Annotated in this window: 17 protein-coding genes and 1 pseudogene; 7 read left to right on the top strand and 11 right to left on the bottom strand. The window is 61.2% G+C overall.

Going from position 1 to position 14,088, the window contains the following annotated elements:
* Positions 1–19: 19 nt before the first annotated feature.
* The 8 genes from ACMHLQ_RS22235 to ACMHLQ_RS22200 form a co-directional block, all read right to left on the bottom strand.
* Positions 20–913 carry an FkbM family methyltransferase gene (locus ACMHLQ_RS22235; protein WP_415402845.1) on the bottom strand — a complete coding sequence of 298 codons (894 nt, stop codon included), beginning with the start codon at positions 911–913 and terminating at the stop codon, positions 20–22.
* A 5-nt stretch (positions 914–918) separates the two neighbouring features.
* Positions 919–1,233 (bottom strand): heavy metal-binding domain-containing protein, encoded by a 315-nt coding sequence (locus ACMHLQ_RS22230; protein WP_415402844.1) that lies wholly within the window; start codon positions 1,231–1,233, stop codon positions 919–921.
* Positions 1,230–1,502 carry a hypothetical protein gene (locus ACMHLQ_RS22225; RefSeq protein WP_415402843.1) on the bottom strand — a complete coding sequence of 91 codons (273 nt, stop codon included), beginning with the start codon at positions 1,500–1,502 and terminating at the stop codon, positions 1,230–1,232. The genes ACMHLQ_RS22230 and ACMHLQ_RS22225 overlap by 4 nt, the downstream gene beginning before the upstream one ends.
* A complete protein-coding gene (locus tag ACMHLQ_RS22220; protein ID WP_415402842.1) occupies positions 1,499–1,819 on the bottom strand; it encodes a hypothetical protein in 321 nt (106 codons plus the stop codon). The genes ACMHLQ_RS22225 and ACMHLQ_RS22220 overlap by 4 nt, the downstream gene beginning before the upstream one ends.
* A complete protein-coding gene (locus tag ACMHLQ_RS22215; RefSeq protein WP_415402841.1) occupies positions 1,816–2,160 on the bottom strand; it encodes a hypothetical protein in 345 nt (114 codons plus the stop codon). Before ACMHLQ_RS22215 ends, ACMHLQ_RS22220 begins: the two co-directional genes overlap by 4 nt.
* A complete protein-coding gene (gene sufB / locus ACMHLQ_RS22210; RefSeq protein WP_415405334.1) occupies positions 2,161–3,687 on the bottom strand; it encodes a Fe-S cluster assembly protein SufB in 1,527 nt (508 codons plus the stop codon).
* A gap of 29 nt (positions 3,688–3,716) precedes the next feature.
* Entirely contained in the window at positions 3,717–4,757 is a 1,041-nt protein-coding gene (locus tag ACMHLQ_RS22205) for a cysteine desulfurase family protein (RefSeq protein WP_415402840.1), read from the bottom strand.
* 93 nt (positions 4,758–4,850) lie between these two features.
* On the bottom strand, positions 4,851–5,312 hold the full coding sequence (locus ACMHLQ_RS22200; protein WP_415402839.1) for an Rrf2 family transcriptional regulator: 462 nt from the start codon (positions 5,310–5,312) through the stop codon (positions 4,851–4,853).
* A gap of 159 nt (positions 5,313–5,471) precedes the next feature.
* Between ACMHLQ_RS22200 and ACMHLQ_RS22195 the strand changes: the two genes are divergently transcribed.
* Positions 5,472–6,125 (top strand): alpha/beta hydrolase, encoded by a 654-nt coding sequence (locus tag ACMHLQ_RS22195; RefSeq protein ID WP_415402838.1) that lies wholly within the window; start codon positions 5,472–5,474, stop codon positions 6,123–6,125.
* Positions 6,125–6,364 carry a hypothetical protein gene (locus tag ACMHLQ_RS22190; RefSeq protein ID WP_415402837.1) on the top strand — a complete coding sequence of 80 codons (240 nt, stop codon included), beginning with the start codon at positions 6,125–6,127 and terminating at the stop codon, positions 6,362–6,364. The genes ACMHLQ_RS22195 and ACMHLQ_RS22190 overlap by 1 nt, the downstream gene beginning before the upstream one ends.
* Before the next feature lie 56 nt (positions 6,365–6,420).
* Here the strand turns inward: ACMHLQ_RS22190 and ACMHLQ_RS22185 are convergent, their stop codons facing one another.
* Positions 6,421–8,631, bottom strand: coding sequence for an NADP-dependent isocitrate dehydrogenase (locus ACMHLQ_RS22185; protein ID WP_415402836.1), 2,211 nt, complete (start codon positions 8,629–8,631; stop codon positions 6,421–6,423).
* Between the two features lie 213 nt (positions 8,632–8,844).
* Between ACMHLQ_RS22185 and ACMHLQ_RS22180 the strand changes: the two genes are divergently transcribed.
* Positions 8,845–10,059 (top strand): NADP-dependent isocitrate dehydrogenase, encoded by a 1,215-nt coding sequence (locus tag ACMHLQ_RS22180; protein ID WP_415402835.1) that lies wholly within the window; start codon positions 8,845–8,847, stop codon positions 10,057–10,059.
* 102 nt (positions 10,060–10,161) lie between these two features.
* Positions 10,162–10,776 carry a YitT family protein gene (locus ACMHLQ_RS22175; protein ID WP_415402834.1) on the top strand — a complete coding sequence of 205 codons (615 nt, stop codon included), beginning with the start codon at positions 10,162–10,164 and terminating at the stop codon, positions 10,774–10,776.
* Here ACMHLQ_RS22175 and ACMHLQ_RS22170 read toward each other — a convergent pair.
* Positions 10,773–10,979 carry a DUF6356 family protein gene (locus ACMHLQ_RS22170; RefSeq protein WP_415402833.1) on the bottom strand — a complete coding sequence of 69 codons (207 nt, stop codon included), beginning with the start codon at positions 10,977–10,979 and terminating at the stop codon, positions 10,773–10,775. The two genes, ACMHLQ_RS22175 and ACMHLQ_RS22170, sit on opposite strands and share 4 nt — an antisense overlap.
* Before the next feature lie 116 nt (positions 10,980–11,095).
* On the opposite strand from ACMHLQ_RS22170, the gene ACMHLQ_RS22165 reads away from it, so the two are divergent.
* The 3 genes and pseudogenes from ACMHLQ_RS22165 (at position 11,096) to typA (ending at position 13,802) form a co-directional block, all read left to right on the top strand.
* Complete coding sequence (locus ACMHLQ_RS22165) at positions 11,096–11,554, top strand: Lrp/AsnC family transcriptional regulator (RefSeq protein ID WP_415402832.1); 459 nt, start codon at positions 11,096–11,098, stop codon at positions 11,552–11,554.
* 11 nt (positions 11,555–11,565) lie between these two features.
* Positions 11,566–11,901 carry a DMT family transporter gene (locus ACMHLQ_RS22160; protein WP_415402831.1) on the top strand — a complete coding sequence of 112 codons (336 nt, stop codon included), beginning with the start codon at positions 11,566–11,568 and terminating at the stop codon, positions 11,899–11,901.
* Between the two features lie 82 nt (positions 11,902–11,983).
* A pseudogene (gene typA, locus ACMHLQ_RS22155) lies at positions 11,984–13,802 on the top strand (translational GTPase TypA).
* Here the strand turns inward: typA and ACMHLQ_RS22150 are convergent.
* Complete coding sequence (locus tag ACMHLQ_RS22150; RefSeq protein ID WP_415402830.1) at positions 13,799–14,083, bottom strand: hypothetical protein; 285 nt, start codon at positions 14,081–14,083, stop codon at positions 13,799–13,801. The pseudogene typA and the gene ACMHLQ_RS22150 overlap by 4 nt on opposite strands.
* Positions 14,084–14,088: the final 5 nt, after the last annotated feature.

The raw sequence follows: 14,088 nt of genomic DNA, 5'->3' as shown, positions 1-14,088 counted from the left end.
TTCTTCCTTTGTCATGTCGTCAGGCCGGAACCGCCCGTCGCAAATCGGACGGGAGGGCGGCAATGTAATCGCTTGCGGCTTGGCTATGTGCGCGGCCGCGATCTTCGAGGGTTTCAAGGCAGCGCAGCACAAGATCATGCGAGCGCCAGACGCCTGCGCTGAACAGGGCCAGCGTGATCAGGGCATCGTCGGTTTTGGTGTCGATCCGGTCGAGGTCGCGGATATAGACCGCATCGCCGTCAATCAGTTGCGAACGGGCGCGGCGGCGGTTCAGCTTGTCGATGTGGCGCGACCCAACGGCAAAGCGGTTCTGATCGAGCAGCTTGTGCATCCCGAACCCTTGGTCGGTGAGTTCGGTGTGTACGTCGGCAAGGGTCGGTTCGTCCTCATACAGAGGGAAGAACCGCAACTCGACAATCACGGCCTCGGCCTGGGCAAGCTTGGTGCGCCCACCTTGCAAGACACTCAGTTCTGCGCCCTGAACGTCCAGTTTCAGCAGGTCGATGGCGGGCACCTCGCCCAACGCATCCAGGCTGTCGAGCGTCACAGGCACCTGGCTGGCATTGCCGGGCTGCGCCTGAAAACGGCGCAGGTAAGACAGCGTTTGTTCACGCAGCTTGAACAGGGAGGCGAGACCCGATTGCTGGGGGTAAATGTTCAGCGATGCCGTGCCCGCAGGACCAACAGCGGCGTTGATAAAGCGCGCATGCGCGGGCGTTGTTGCTGACAGTGCCTTGTAGGCGTCTGGCTGCGGCTCGAACCCGATCAACTCGGCCAGCCCTGCCTCGGCGAGCGGCGCGTAAGGTGGGTCGCCCAAGGGATTGGCGCCCACATCAACAACGGCCATGCGCCGTGTCGGCAACAGGGCCTGCGCCAATGCGGCGAGCCGGTGAGAGAAGAGCGGATCGGCCATCGGGTCTAAACCAGCACCACGGCGGTGCCGGATACGGACACCATCAACATGCTGTCGCCCACCACTTCGTAATCCAGATCGACACCCAAAACCGCGTTCGCGCCCATTTGCGCGGCGCGCTGTTCCAGCTCCTGCATGGCCGTGTCGCGGGCATCCTGCAATTTGGATTCGTAAGCGCCCGAGCGGCCCCCGATGATGTCCGTGACCCCGGCAAAGAAATCGCGCACCACATTGGCGCCCATGATCGCCTCGCCCACGACGATGCCGCGGTAGTCGGTGATCTTGTACCCTTCGACCGAGTGGGTGGTGGTCAGGATCATTCCGCATCCTCCGCCTGATGGCCGTAAAGCCATGCAGCCGCCCGTTGAACGCCTCGTGCGACGGCCACGCTCATCATCAGCAACGCAAACCAGACCCAGAACGACATCAGGGCGGCGGGGTGCGCAATGGATGCGCCGACAAAACCGAGGATGAACACGATCGGCAGCGCCAACGCCCCTTCGCGCATCCCGTCACTGTCCGACATGACGGGCCGCTTGATCTTGCGGTGTGCGCTGGGTTCGTTATCGGGGAACAGCGTGTGGGTCATTTCTGCCGTGCCTTTAATTCGGCAAGTGCAGCGCGCACCTCCTCTTCGGTGCGGGACTTGCCGTTTGCATATTCGTCGGCGCTACCTCTGTCGCGCCGAGCCGTCCAAATGCCGCGCAAAGTGACAGCGACAATGAAACCAACCATACCGCCTGCAGCGAGCCCATCGGGCCAAACCTGATGAACCAAGTAGCCGAACAAAAGCGCACCAAGAAATCCAACGATAAGAAACGCATACAGCGAATTTGCAGATTTCTGCGCCCACCTGTCTCGTGGCCCGATCCTGGCGTGACGACGGATGCTTGATTCTTCGCTCATTTCTCGCCCGCTTTCATCTCTGCAAGGGCTGCATGCACCTCCTCTTCGGTGCGGGACTTGCCTTCTGAATACTCGTCGGCGGTGTCCGCGATCATCAGGAAGTATGCCACTGCAATTGCCGCAAAGGTCAGAGAACCGCCGATAACAAAGGCAATGGCAAAGCCCGGGGCCACAATGACGCTGAACAACAACCCAAACAAACCGCCGAGGACTACGGCCAGAAACATGGGGCCGCTCACGCCTCCGCCTTGCGACACCGCAGGTCTGTCCGCCAGCGCCGCCTTGTGATGCGGAAACACCTTTCCGACCAGCGTGTCGTCCTGATGGCCGCCGTCCGACATTTACCCCACCGATCCTTCAAGCGAGATCGCCACAAGCTGTTGCGCTTCCATGGCAAATTCCATCGGCAGCGCCTGCAGCACGTCCTTGCAGAACCCGTTGACGACCAAGGCCACCGCCTCTTCCTCGTCCATGCCGCGCGACCGGCAGTAGAACAGTTGATCGTCGTCCACCTTGGATGTCGTCGCCTCGTGCTCGACGCGGCTCGAGTTGTTCTTGACCTCGATATACGGGACCGTGTGGGCGCCGCATTTGTCGCCAATCAGCAAGCTGTCACATTGCGTGTAGTTGCGCGACTCCTTGGCCTTGGGGTGCATGGACACAAGGCCGCGATAGGTGTTCTGCGCCTTGCCCGCGCTGATCCCCTTGGAGACGATGCGCGACTTGGTGTTCTTGCCAAGGTGAATCATCTTGGTGCCGGTGTCGGCCTGCTGCATGTTGTTGGCGATGGCGATGGAGTAGAACTCGCCCTGCGTGTCGTCGCCGCGCAGGATGCAGGACGGGTACTTCCACGTCACCGCCGACCCGGTTTCGACCTGCGTCCACATCACCTTGGCCCGGTCGCCCCGGCAATCGGCGCGCTTGGTCACGAAGTTATAGATACCGCCCTTGCCGTTCTCATCGCCCGGATACCAGTTCTGAACGGTCGAATATTTCACCTCGGCGTCTTCCTCGACGATGATCTCGACCACGGCGGCATGCAGCTGCGCGATGTCGCGCTGCGGCGCGGTGCACCCTTCCAGATAGGACACGTAAGAGCCCTTGTCGGCGATGATCAGCGTACGTTCGAACTGGCCAGTGTTTTCGGCGTTGATGCGGAAATAGGTCGACAGCTCCATCGGGCAGCGCACACCCGGCGGCACGTAAACGAACGAGCCGTCCGAGAACACCGCACTGTTGAGCGTTGCATAGTAGTTGTCAGAGACGGGCACGACCGAACCAAGGTATTTCTTCACCAGTTCGGGGTGTTCCTTGATCGCTTCGGAGATGGAACAAAAGATCACACCAGCCTTGGCCAGTTCTGCCTGGAACGTGGTGCCGACACTCACGCTGTCGAACACCGCGTCCACTGCAACCTTGCGCCCTTCGGCGGGCATGTCCTCGGCCCCTTCAACGCCGGCAAGGATCATCTGTTCCTTCAGCGGGATGCCGAGTTTGGCGTAGGTTTCCAGCAGTTTGGGGTCGACCTCGTCCAGGGACTTGGGTTTGACTTCCATACTCTTGGGCCGGGCGTAGTAATACTGATCCTGAAAGTCGATCTCGGGGTAATCGACCATCGCCCACTTGGGCTCTTCCTTTTGCAACCAGCGCTCATAAGCCGCCAGACGCCATTCGAGCATCCATTCCGGCTCTTCATTCTTTTCAGAGATCAGTTTGACGATATCGGGTGAGAGGCCCTTGGGGGCGTATTCCATCTCGATGTCAGTTTCCCAGCCGTATTTGTAGGCTCCACCGACTTCGCGCACCGCATCGACCGTTTCCTGATCGACGCCTTCCTTGACCACAACTTCGTCCACAACATTGTCCATATCAGACATTTCTCCTCGTGCTGCGCGCCTCAGGCGGCGCGTGCCTCGTGTTTCTTCAACTTTTGCGCCCAAACTTCGGCAAAGCGCATCACATCTTCTTCTGTCGTCTCAAGGCCCAGCGACACGCGGACCGCATTCGCCGCCACATTGCCCAAGCCCATGGCCGTCAGCACTTTGCTGGCCTTGACCTTGCCTGACGAACAGGCCGAGCCTGCGGAAATGGCAAATCCGGCGAGGTCCATCTGCATCACCTGCGTCTCGCCCTTCCAGCCGGGCGTGGCGAAACAGGTCGTGTTGGGCAGACGTTGAGACTCATTCCCGACAAAAATAGTTGCATTTGACGCGTCAGCAAGAGCACTTTCTAGAATATTTCTAAGTTTCTCGATCCGGGCCCATTTTCCGGCGTCCACATCGCGCTGTGCAGCCTCGGCTGCGGCGCCGAAACCTGCGATGCCGATCACGTTTTCCGTACCCGACCTACGGCCCATCTCCTGCCCGCCACCGCGAATGCGCGCCACGACATCGAGGCCCCGGCGCAGCACCAAGGCGCCCACGCCTTTGGGCCCACCCAGTTTATGCGCTGAAATCAGGGCCATGGATGCGCCCGACGCATCGAAGTTTATGGGCAACTTGCCAAAGGCCTGGGTCATGTCTGACACCGCAATCCCGTTTGGCAAGGTTTGCAGAACGCCGGTTTCGGAATTGGCGGCTTGCAGCACGGACTGGTCCGGCGCATCGACACGCACCCGGCCTGCACTGTCGACTGGCAATGTGTCGTCCGTCCAGGCCGCGACCGCATCATGCTCGACGGCTGCACCGTGCAGACCACGCCCCGCGCAGGCCAGCGCCGCCGCCTCAGTCGCGCTCGAGACAAAGACGATGTCGGCCCCGTCCGCGCCAAGGGCGGTGGATACGTGCGCGCGGGCACGTTCCACCAGCATCTTGGCGTCGCGCCCTTCGGCATGAACGGATGACGGATTGCCCACCACGTCCATGGCGGCCAGCATCGCCGCGCGGGCCTCAGGCCTCAGCGGCGTGGTTGCGTTATGATCCAGATAGACCCGGCTCATGTTTCTTCTGACCAGAAACACCACGAAGGGTCGTTATTAATCTGCGCCATTGGTCCAGGCGACCAACAGCGACGGGCTGGTCCCCATCCGACATCAGCCATCATCGACCACCGCAAACAGGTTGGGCACAGCCGGACACGGGGCGAGTTCATTGCCGACAACGTCCGAAAGCCGCGTCTGGTGCAGGAACACATAGACATGGGCCGACAACCCTTCCCACAAGCGGTTGGTCAGCGATTGCGCCTTCGACCCCGAAGCGGCACCTGACGCCCCTGCCCCCTTATGCATGGCATCGACCGTCTCATCCACGGCCGCAAGGATGTCGGCCACACGAATGTCCGAGGCCGAGCGCGCCAGGCGATATCCCCCGCCGGGGCCGCGCACGGATGTCACAAGATCCGCGCGGCGCAGCTTGACGAACAGCTGTTCAAGATAGGGCAGTGAAATGTCCTGCCGGACCGAGATATCGCCAAGGCTGACAAGCTGATCGCCGGGCTGCATCGCGATATCCGTCAGCGCCACCATTGCATAACGCCCCTTGGTCGACAGTTTCATTGGCAAACGCCCCCAATTGACGTCCAAGCCCAGACGCCATACATGCTTTTCCACCGCAGGATATGTATCCTGTCGATCAATTTAGAAACGTTCTAAGGTACCCGATCAGTTTCGTCAAGAAATCGGCACCGTTAAAGACGCGCGAGGACAGACACGCATATGCCCGAGGTCATTTTTCCCGGACCCGAAGGCCGCCTCGAAGGCCGCTACCACCCCCAGAAAGAACGTGACGCCCCGATTGCGATTGTGCTGCATCCGCACCCGCAATTTGGTGGCACCATGAACCACAAGGTCGTGCATTCGCTGCACTACGCGTTTTTCAACATGGGCTTTACAGTGCTGCGGTTCAATTTCCGCGGTGTCGGGCGCAGTCAGGGCGAATACGATCAGGGCATTGGCGAATTGTCCGATGCGGCATCCGCGCTCGACTACCTCCAGTCGATGAACAACAATTCCAAGCATTGTTGGGTCGCCGGCTTCAGCTTTGGTGCGTGGATCGGGATGCAGCTGTTGATGCGCCGCCCAGAGATCACCGGCTTCATCTCGGTCTCGCCCCCGGCGAACATGTATGACTTTTCCTTCCTCGCGCCCTGCCCGTCGTCGGGGTTGATCATCAACGGCACCGCCGACCGCGTAGCCCCGCCCGCAGACACGGAATCGCTGGTGAACAAGCTGCACGAGCAGAAGGGCATCACGATCACGCATACGCAGATCGAAGGGGCCGGACACTTCTTTGAAGAGCCGCATATGGACACGCTGATCGGGCACACCACCGACTACGTCAAACGCCGCCTGACCGAGACAACGCGCTGATGGCCGATCCGGTCGTCACCGAAATGGCCAACAAGCTGGCCGAGGAATGCCTCGCCGTGCAGAACGAGGTTGGCGATGACCGGCTGTTCATGCAGGTCGGTGATGTGCTCGGCGCCTCGTCCCAAACGCTGGAAGAGGCGTTTTTGACAGCGATCCGAACGCGCATGGCCAATGATGCGGGGCGCAGGTTTCTCGCCCAACAGCTCAAGTCGCATCGCGCCGCAGCCCCGAAAGAGTGACACAAAAAAAGCCGCCCAAAAGGGCGGCTTTTTGGTTCTGTCAGTCCACCCAAAGATCAGCCGATGATCGCGTTCAGCGTGGCACTGGGGCGCATCACGGTTGCGGTCTTGGCGTCGTCATTGCGGAAATACCCGCCTGTATCCGCAGCAGATCCTGCCGCAGCTGCCAGCTCGGCCAGAATAGCCGCCTCACCCTCGGCCAGCGCCGATGCGATAGGTGCAAAATGCGCGGCCAGTTCGGCGTCGTCACCTTGCGCCGCCAACGCTTCGGCCCAGTAGCGGGCGAACCAGTAATGCGAGGCGCGGTTGTCGGGCTGACCCACCTTGCGACCGGGCGAGCGGTCGTCATCCAGAATGCCCTGCGTCGCCGCCTCGGCCGCGCGGCCCAGCACACCCGCCTTGGTATTGCCCTGCGCATCCGCTAGGAAGTTCAGCGATTCACCCAAGGCACAGAATTCACCCATCGAATCCCAGCGCAGGTGGTTTTCGCCGTGCAACTGCTGCACGTGCTTGGGCGCAGAACCCCCGGCCCCGGTTTCAAACAGCCCGCCACCCTGCATCAGCTTGACGATCGACAGCATCTTGGCAGACGTGCCCAGTTCAAGGATCGGGAACAGGTCGGTCAGGTAGTCACGCAACACGTTTCCGGTAATCGCGATGCTGTCCTTGCCCGCCGTGATGGTCTCCAACGACTGGCGTGTCGCCTCGCGCGGGGCCATGATCATGAACTTGTCAGCCACGCCCGCCGCCTCCAGCGCGGGTTTGACATAGGCGATCAGCTGCGCGTCATGGGCGCGATTTTTATCCAGCCAAAAGATCGCCTCGGACCCCGTCAGCCGCTGACGGTCCAGCGCAAGTTGGATCCAGTTTTCAATCGGCGCTTTCTTGACGGTGCAAGAGCGCCAGATGTCGCCTGCCGCGACGCTATGCGCATGCAGTGTGTCACCATTGGCCAGCACGATGCGCATGGTGCCTGCGCCCGGTGCCTCGAACGTGGTGGGATGGCTGCCGTATTCCTCGGCCTTCTGCGCCATCAGACCGACATTGGCGACCGACCCGGCGGTGCTGACATCCAGCGCGCCATTGGCTTTGAAGAAATTGATGGTCTCGTCATAGATCGACGCATAGCAGTTGTCAGGGATGACGCAGTTGGCGTCCCCCTTGGCCCCGGTTTCGTCCCAACCCTTGCCGCCCGCGCGGATCACGGCAGGCATCGAGGCGTCGATGATCACATCCGACGGCACGTGCAGGTTGGTGATGCCCTTGTCGCTGTCGACCATGTACATGGACGGGCGGTCGAGCGCCGCAATCTCGGCCTTGATCGCCTCTGCATTCGGCATCGTATCGATGGCAGCCAGCACATCGCCAAGGCCCGCATTCGGTGTACCACCGGCTGCCTTGATCGCGTCGCCATGGGCGTCCCAGACCGGGCCCAGCCACGCCTTGACCGCGTGGCCAAAGATGATCGGGTCCGACACTTTCATCATCGTCGCCTTCAGGTGCAACGAGAACATGGTGCCGTCAGCCTTGGTGTCTTCGATGGCCTCGGCCAGGAACGTGCTGAGGGCAGCGGCAGACATGAAGGTCGCATCCGCAACAGTGCCTTCCTCAAGCGGCCAAACATCCTTGAGCACGGTGATGGTGCCATCCGCCGCCTCAAATTCAATGCGCGCATCGCCCGCCTGCGCGGCGGTAATGGTGGCCGACACTTCGTTGGCATAAAAATCATTGCCTGGCATGGAGGACACTTTGGTCTTGCTCGACGCGTCCCACGCGCCCATCGAATGGGGATGGGCCTGCGCGTAATTCTTGACCGCACGGGCCGAACGGCGGTCGGAATTTCCCTCGCGCAGAACCGGGTTCACGGCAGAGCCTTTGATCGCGTCGTAGCGGGCGCGCACGTCCTTTTCCGCGTCCGTCTGCGGATCTTCGGGATAGTCCGGCAGCGCGTAACCCTTGGCCTGCAACTCTTCGACAGCGGCAACCAGTTGGGGGACAGAGGCCGAGATATTGGGCAGCTTGATCACGTTGGCGCCGGGCGTCTTGACCAGCTGGCCCAGCTCGGCCAGATCGTCGGACTGGCGCTGCTCTGCACTCAGCGCTTCGGGGAAGGTCGCGATGATGCGGCCCGCAAGCGAGATGTCCTTGACCCCCACATTGACCCCGGCGGCGCTGGCAAAGCTGCGGATGATCGGCAGGAATGACGCGCTGGCCAGCTCCGGTGCTTCGTCCACTTTGGTGTAAATGATATCGGGGGTCTGTGACATATGGGGGCCTCTTGCGCTGAGATTTCGGGCATCGCGAGCACCGGACGCCTTGTTGCGCCCGGCCCTACCGAAGCTGCTATTTCAAGTCAATGCATACCACCGTATACAAACTGCGGCGAATAGCTCCACCTCGATCAGAACCTTGAGTATGACGCATCCCCGGGGAATCGGCTATGAGCATCGCAAAGGCGCGCAAGGAAAGGCCCAAGGCAGATGACCAAAATCAAGGTTGAGAACCCCATCGTCGAAATGGACGGCGACGAGATGACCCGTATCATGTGGCAATTCATCAAGGACAAGCTGATCCTGCCTTATCTCGACATCGACCTGCTCTATTACGATCTGGGCATCGAGGCGCGCGACGAGACCGAAGACCAGATCACCATCGACGCCGCCGAAAAGACGAAAGAAGTCGGCGTGGCCGTGAAATGCGCCACCATCACCCCGGACGAGGCACGCGTCGAGGAATTTGGCCTCAAGAAGATGTGGCGCAGCCCCAACGGCACGATCCGCAACATCCTTGGCGGCGTAATCTTTCGCCAGCCGATCATCTGCAAGAACGTGCCCCGCCTCGTGCCCGGCTGGACCCAACCCATCGTGGTCGGGCGCCACGCCTTTGGTGATCAGTACAAAGCAACGGACATGAAGTTCCCCGGTGCCGGCACGCTGACGATGAAATTCGTCGGCGAAGACGGGACCGAGGTCGAACACGAGGTCTACAAGGCCGACGGGCCCGGCGTGTTCATGTCGATGTACAATATCGACAAGTCGATCTACGACTTCGCCCGCGCCTCGTTCAACTACGGCCTCAACCTCGGCTGGCCGGTCTATCTGTCCACCAAGAACACGATCCTCAAGCAATATGACGGCCGCTTCCTCGAGATCTTCCAGGAAGTCTATGACGCCGAGTTCAAAGAGCAGTTCGAGGCCAAGAAGATCTGGTACGAACACCGCCTGATCGACGACATGGTGGCCTGCGCGATCAAGTGGGACGGCAAATTCGTCTGGGCCTGCAAGAACTACGACGGCGACGTGCAGTCGGATGTGGTGGCGCAAGGGTTCGGCTCGCTCGGCATGATGACCTCGCAACTGATGACACCCGACGGCAAGATCGTGGAGGCCGAGGCCGCACACGGCACCGTCACCCGCCACTACCGCCAGCACCAGGAGGGGCAGTCGACCTCGACCAACTCCATCGCGTCGATCTATGCCTGGACCGGCGGGCTGAAACACCGGGCCAAGCTGGACAACAATACCGCCCTGATGACATTCGCCACAACGCTGGAAAAGGTGATCGTCGACACGGTCGAAGCCGGGCACATGACCAAGGACCTCGCCCTGCTGGTCGGCCCCGATCAGGGCTGGCTGACCACGATGGGCTTCCTCGAAAAGATCGACGAGAACCTGAACGCCGCTTTGGCGGGCTAAACCGCCCATTCGCTATGCAAGTGGAACGGGCCTGCCATGCGCGGGCCCTTTTCTTTGGGCACCACGCTGGGAATGACAGCAGTGCTGCCCTAATTGTCGGCCATGGTGACAATCGACGAAACCAAGGTGGCGCATAGCGCGCTGGATGACGCACAGGGCCTCGGGCTTGGCGTCTTCCTGTGCGGGCTGGGCATGCATGTGCTGACCCATGTGGGGCTGATCACCGGGCAGACGGCGGGCATTGCCGTCATCATCAGCTACCTGTCGGGCTGGTCTTTCGGCGCGGTCTTTTTCGTCGTGAACCTGCCCTTCTACGCGCTGGCCTACCAGCGGCTGGGGCTGGAGTTCACAGTCAAATCGCTGGTGTCAGTCACGCTATTGTCGGTCGTGACCGAACTGCTGCCGCTTGGGTTCACGATCCAGACGCTGCACCCCGGCCTCGGCGCCGTGATCTTCGGCACAACCGTGGGCATCGGCCTCTTGGCCATGTTCCGCCACAACGGCTCGCTTGGGGGCCTTGGCGTCGTGGCGCTGTTGATCCAGGACAGATACGGGTTCAAGGCGGGCTATGTGCAGCTGATCTCGGACGCCGTGATCTTCGCCATCGCCGCACTCCTGTTCCCGCTCAGCGTTGTGGGTTGGTCCCTGCTGGGGGCCGTGGTGCTCAACCTGATCATCACCTTCAACCACCGCCGCGACCGCTACATCGCGACTTAGGATCCGCGATTGTGCGTCTTGGCGTACATCTCGGCAATCATGCGGCTGGCCGTCTTTTCAAACAGGCCCGGGATCAGCGCATGCACCAGCGCCGCCCCGCCCGCCAGAAACAGGCGCAGCGCAAAACCACCCGCAAAAACGGCATGTTCGGCATAGGTTTCATCGACGCTGCGAGGATGGGTCAGAAAAAGGCGCTGGATCATATCGGGCTCCGTTGAGTGGTTCATGCTAAGTATGGGATGCGCCCTGTCTTCATTGTTCCCAAAATATGCACGGCACCGCGGTTGAAGTGAGAAATTTTCCCGAGTATTGGTGAAAAATGGCGAAAATAAACACAACCGACGCCCGCATTCTCAACGAACTGCAACGCGACGCAGGCCAATCCCTGGAAACACTCGGCGACGCCGTGGGCCTCAGCCGCAATGCCTGCTGGCGCAGGGTGAAGGCACTGGAAGACAGCGGCGTGATCCGGGGGCGGGTCGCCCTTGTCGATCCACAGGCGGCTGAACTGGGGCTGATGGTGTTCATGCAGATCCGCACGCACAGCCACGATCCGGACTGGCAGGCGCGGTTCAACAGCGCCACGCGCACGATCCCCGGCATCCTCAGCGTCTACCGCATGACGGGCGACCTCGATTACCTGATCCGCGCCCGTGTGCGCGATATGGCTGGCTATGACGCTCTTTATCAGCAATTGATCCACCTTGTACCGGTGGCCGATGTGGCCGCCAGTTTCGTGATGGAAGAGATCAAGGACAGCACCGCCCTGCCCCTTTGAAAGGACGCCCCATGCCCCTGCACTATATCTACCTGATCGTCGCCGTGGCCGCCGAAACCATCGGCACGACGGCGCTGCAGGCCAGTGACCAGTTCACCCGGCTGTGGCCCACGGTGCTGGTCGTCTTCGCCTACGGGTTTGCGTTCTACTTCCTGGGCATTGCGCTCAAACACATCCCCGTGGGCATCGCCTATGCGCTTTGGTCCGGCCTTGGCATCGTGCTGATCGCAGTGATCGGGTTCGCCGTCTTCGGCCAGGTGCTGGATCTGGCGGCTATCCTGGGCCTTGCAATGATCATTGCCGGTATCGTGGTGATCCAGATGTTCTCGAACACCGCGACACACTAGACCTTTCTTTCTGCGGCGCGGCGCGATATGGGCCGCTCAAACGCCCGCTCTGTCGGGCCGTATCCGTATAAAGAGGCCCGAAATGGATCTGCGCAATATCGCCATCATCGCCCACGTCGACCACGGCAAGACCACGCTTGTGGACGAGTTGCTGAAGCAATCGGGCACTTACCGCGAAAACCAGGCCACGACCGAACGCGCGATGGACAGCAATGACCTCGAGCGCGAGCGCGGGATCACCATCCTGGCCAAGGCGACGTCGGTCGAGTGGAAAGGCACGCGAGATCAACATCGTGGACACCCCCGGCCACGCCGATTTCGGGGGCGAGGTCGAGCGGATCCTGTCCATGGTCGACGGCGTTGTGCTGCTGGTCGATGCCGCCGAGGGGCCGATGCCGCAAACCAAATTCGTGACCTCCAAGGCGCTCGCGCTTGGCCTGCGCCCTATCGTGGTGCTGAACAAGGTCGACAAGCCTGATGGTGAACCTGACCGCGCGCTGGATGAATGCTTTGACCTCTTTGCCAATCTGGGCGCGGATGACGACCAGTTGGATTTCCCGGCCATGTATGCCTCGGGCCGCAACGGCTGGGCCGATATGGAACTCGACGGACCCCGCAAGGATCTCTCTGCCCTGTTCGATCTGATCGTCGACCACGTGCCTGCCCCCAAACAGGTCGCGGCCAAGGACGAACCCTTCCGCATGCTCGCCACCACGCTTGGCGCGGACCCCTTCATCGGGCGCATCCTGACCGGCCGTGTCGAATCCGGCACTTTGAAAGCAGGCGAAACCGTCAAGGCGCTGTCGCGCGACGGCACCCTGATCGAGAATTTCCGCTGCACCAAGATCCTCGCCTTCCGCGGGCTCGGCCAACAGCCCATCGACCTGGCCGAAGCGGGCGACATCGTCTCCCTCGCGGGCATGTCCAAGGCAACCGTGGCAGATTCGATTGTCGCGACATCCGTGTCCGAGGCGCTGCCCGCACAACCCATCGACCCGCCCACCATCACCGTGACCTTCGGCATCAACGACTCGCCCCTTGCGGGCCGTGACGGCAAAAAGGTGCAAAGCCGTGTGATCCGCGACCGCCTGATGAAAGAGGCCGAATCCAACGTCGCGATCAAGATCAGCGACACCGCTGGCGGCGACGCATTTGAGGTCGCGGGGCGCGGCGAATTGCAGATGGGCGTGCTGATCGAAAACATGCGTCGCGAGGGGTTCGAGCTGTCGATCTCACGCCCGCAAGTGCTGTTCCAGGAAATCGACGGCGTGCGCTGCGAGCCGATCGAGGAGGCCACGATTGACGTCGATGATGAGTATTCCGGCGCCGTGATCGAGAAACTGACCGGCGTGCGCAAGGGCGAGTTGGTCGAGATGAAGCCCGCAGGCGCAGGCAAGACCCGCATTGTGGCCCACGTGCCCTCGCGCGGGCTGATCGGCTATCACGGTGAATTCCTGACCGACACGCGCGGCACCGGCGTGCTAAACCGCGTGTTCCACGAATGGGCGCCGCACAAGGGGCCCATCCCGGGCCGCCGCGCAGGTGTGCTGATTTCGATGGAAAACGGCCAATCCGTCGCCTTTGCCCTCTGGAACCTCGAAGAGCGTGGGCGCATGTTCATCGGCTCGCAGGCAGACGTCTATACCGGCATGATCATTGGCGAACACAGCCGCAACAACGACCTTGAAGTGAACCCTCTGAAGGGCAAAAAGCTGACCAACGTGCGCGCAAGCGGTACGGACGAGGCCGTGCGCCTGACCACCCCGATCACGATGTCGCTGGAAGAGGCGATTGCCTATATCGACGACGACGAGTTGGTCGAGGTCACGCCCAATGCGATCCGGTTGCGCAAGCGCTATCTGGACCCGCATGAGCGCAAGCGCATGGCGCGCGCGAGCTAAAAGCCGGTCAGGAACAGATAAAGGCCGCCGCCAATGACGACAATCGTCGTGGCGGCGAACGCGATCAGGCCGACCGCCTGTTCCCACATCGGCGTGTCTTCGTGCCATTCCCGTTTCGGCAGTATCAATCCAACGATCCAGAAAACGGACAGGATGGCGCCAAACCAGACAACGCCCGTCACGACGATGAAGGGAAACAGGTCGCCAAGGGCAAACTTGGCAGCTTCAATACCAAGGGCTTGGGCGATTGCGGTCAGCAATGCCTCGATTGCCTGTCCCAACGGGT

Origin of the sequence: Tateyamaria algicola (genome assembly GCF_047715485.1) — a bacterium.
In the GTDB taxonomy this organism is placed as follows: Bacteria; Pseudomonadota; Alphaproteobacteria; order Rhodobacterales; family Rhodobacteraceae; genus Tateyamaria.
Note: the sequence above shows the minus strand (reverse complement) of the source record. Positions and strands in the feature narration are given on the sequence as shown.

Bases quoted from the DNA above. Each gene is read 5' to 3' on its own strand.
- ACMHLQ_RS22195 (WP_415402838.1), top strand. From the start codon at position 5,472: ATGCCCGAGGTCATTTTTCCCGGACCCGAAGGCCGCCTCGAAGGCCGC.
- ACMHLQ_RS22170 (WP_415402833.1), bottom strand. From the start codon at position 10,979: ATGATCCAGCGCCTTTTTCTGACCCATCCTCGCAGCGTCGATGAAACC.
- ACMHLQ_RS22165 (WP_415402832.1), top strand. From the start codon at position 11,096: ATGGCGAAAATAAACACAACCGACGCCCGCATTCTCAACGAACTGCAA.
- ACMHLQ_RS22190 (WP_415402837.1), top strand. From the start codon at position 6,125: ATGGCCGATCCGGTCGTCACCGAAATGGCCAACAAGCTGGCCGAGGAA.
- ACMHLQ_RS22215 (WP_415402841.1), bottom strand. From the start codon at position 2,160: ATGTCGGACGGCGGCCATCAGGACGACACGCTGGTCGGAAAGGTGTTT.
- sufB (WP_415405334.1), bottom strand. From the start codon at position 3,687: ATGGACAATGTTGTGGACGAAGTTGTGGTCAAGGAAGGCGTCGATCAG.
- ACMHLQ_RS22185 (WP_415402836.1), bottom strand. From the start codon at position 8,631: ATGTCACAGACCCCCGATATCATTTACACCAAAGTGGACGAAGCACCG.
- ACMHLQ_RS22225 (WP_415402843.1), bottom strand. From the start codon at position 1,502: ATGACCCACACGCTGTTCCCCGATAACGAACCCAGCGCACACCGCAAG.
- ACMHLQ_RS22205 (WP_415402840.1), bottom strand. From the start codon at position 4,757: ATGAGCCGGGTCTATCTGGATCATAACGCAACCACGCCGCTGAGGCCT.
- ACMHLQ_RS22220 (WP_415402842.1), bottom strand. From the start codon at position 1,819: ATGAGCGAAGAATCAAGCATCCGTCGTCACGCCAGGATCGGGCCACGA.
- ACMHLQ_RS22180 (WP_415402835.1), top strand. From the start codon at position 8,845: ATGACCAAAATCAAGGTTGAGAACCCCATCGTCGAAATGGACGGCGAC.
- ACMHLQ_RS22175 (WP_415402834.1), top strand. From the start codon at position 10,162: ATGGTGACAATCGACGAAACCAAGGTGGCGCATAGCGCGCTGGATGAC.
- ACMHLQ_RS22230 (WP_415402844.1), bottom strand. From the start codon at position 1,233: ATGATCCTGACCACCACCCACTCGGTCGAAGGGTACAAGATCACCGAC.
- ACMHLQ_RS22200 (WP_415402839.1), bottom strand. From the start codon at position 5,312: ATGAAACTGTCGACCAAGGGGCGTTATGCAATGGTGGCGCTGACGGAT.
- ACMHLQ_RS22235 (WP_415402845.1), bottom strand. From the start codon at position 913: ATGGCCGATCCGCTCTTCTCTCACCGGCTCGCCGCATTGGCGCAGGCC.
- ACMHLQ_RS22160 (WP_415402831.1), top strand. From the start codon at position 11,566: ATGCCCCTGCACTATATCTACCTGATCGTCGCCGTGGCCGCCGAAACC.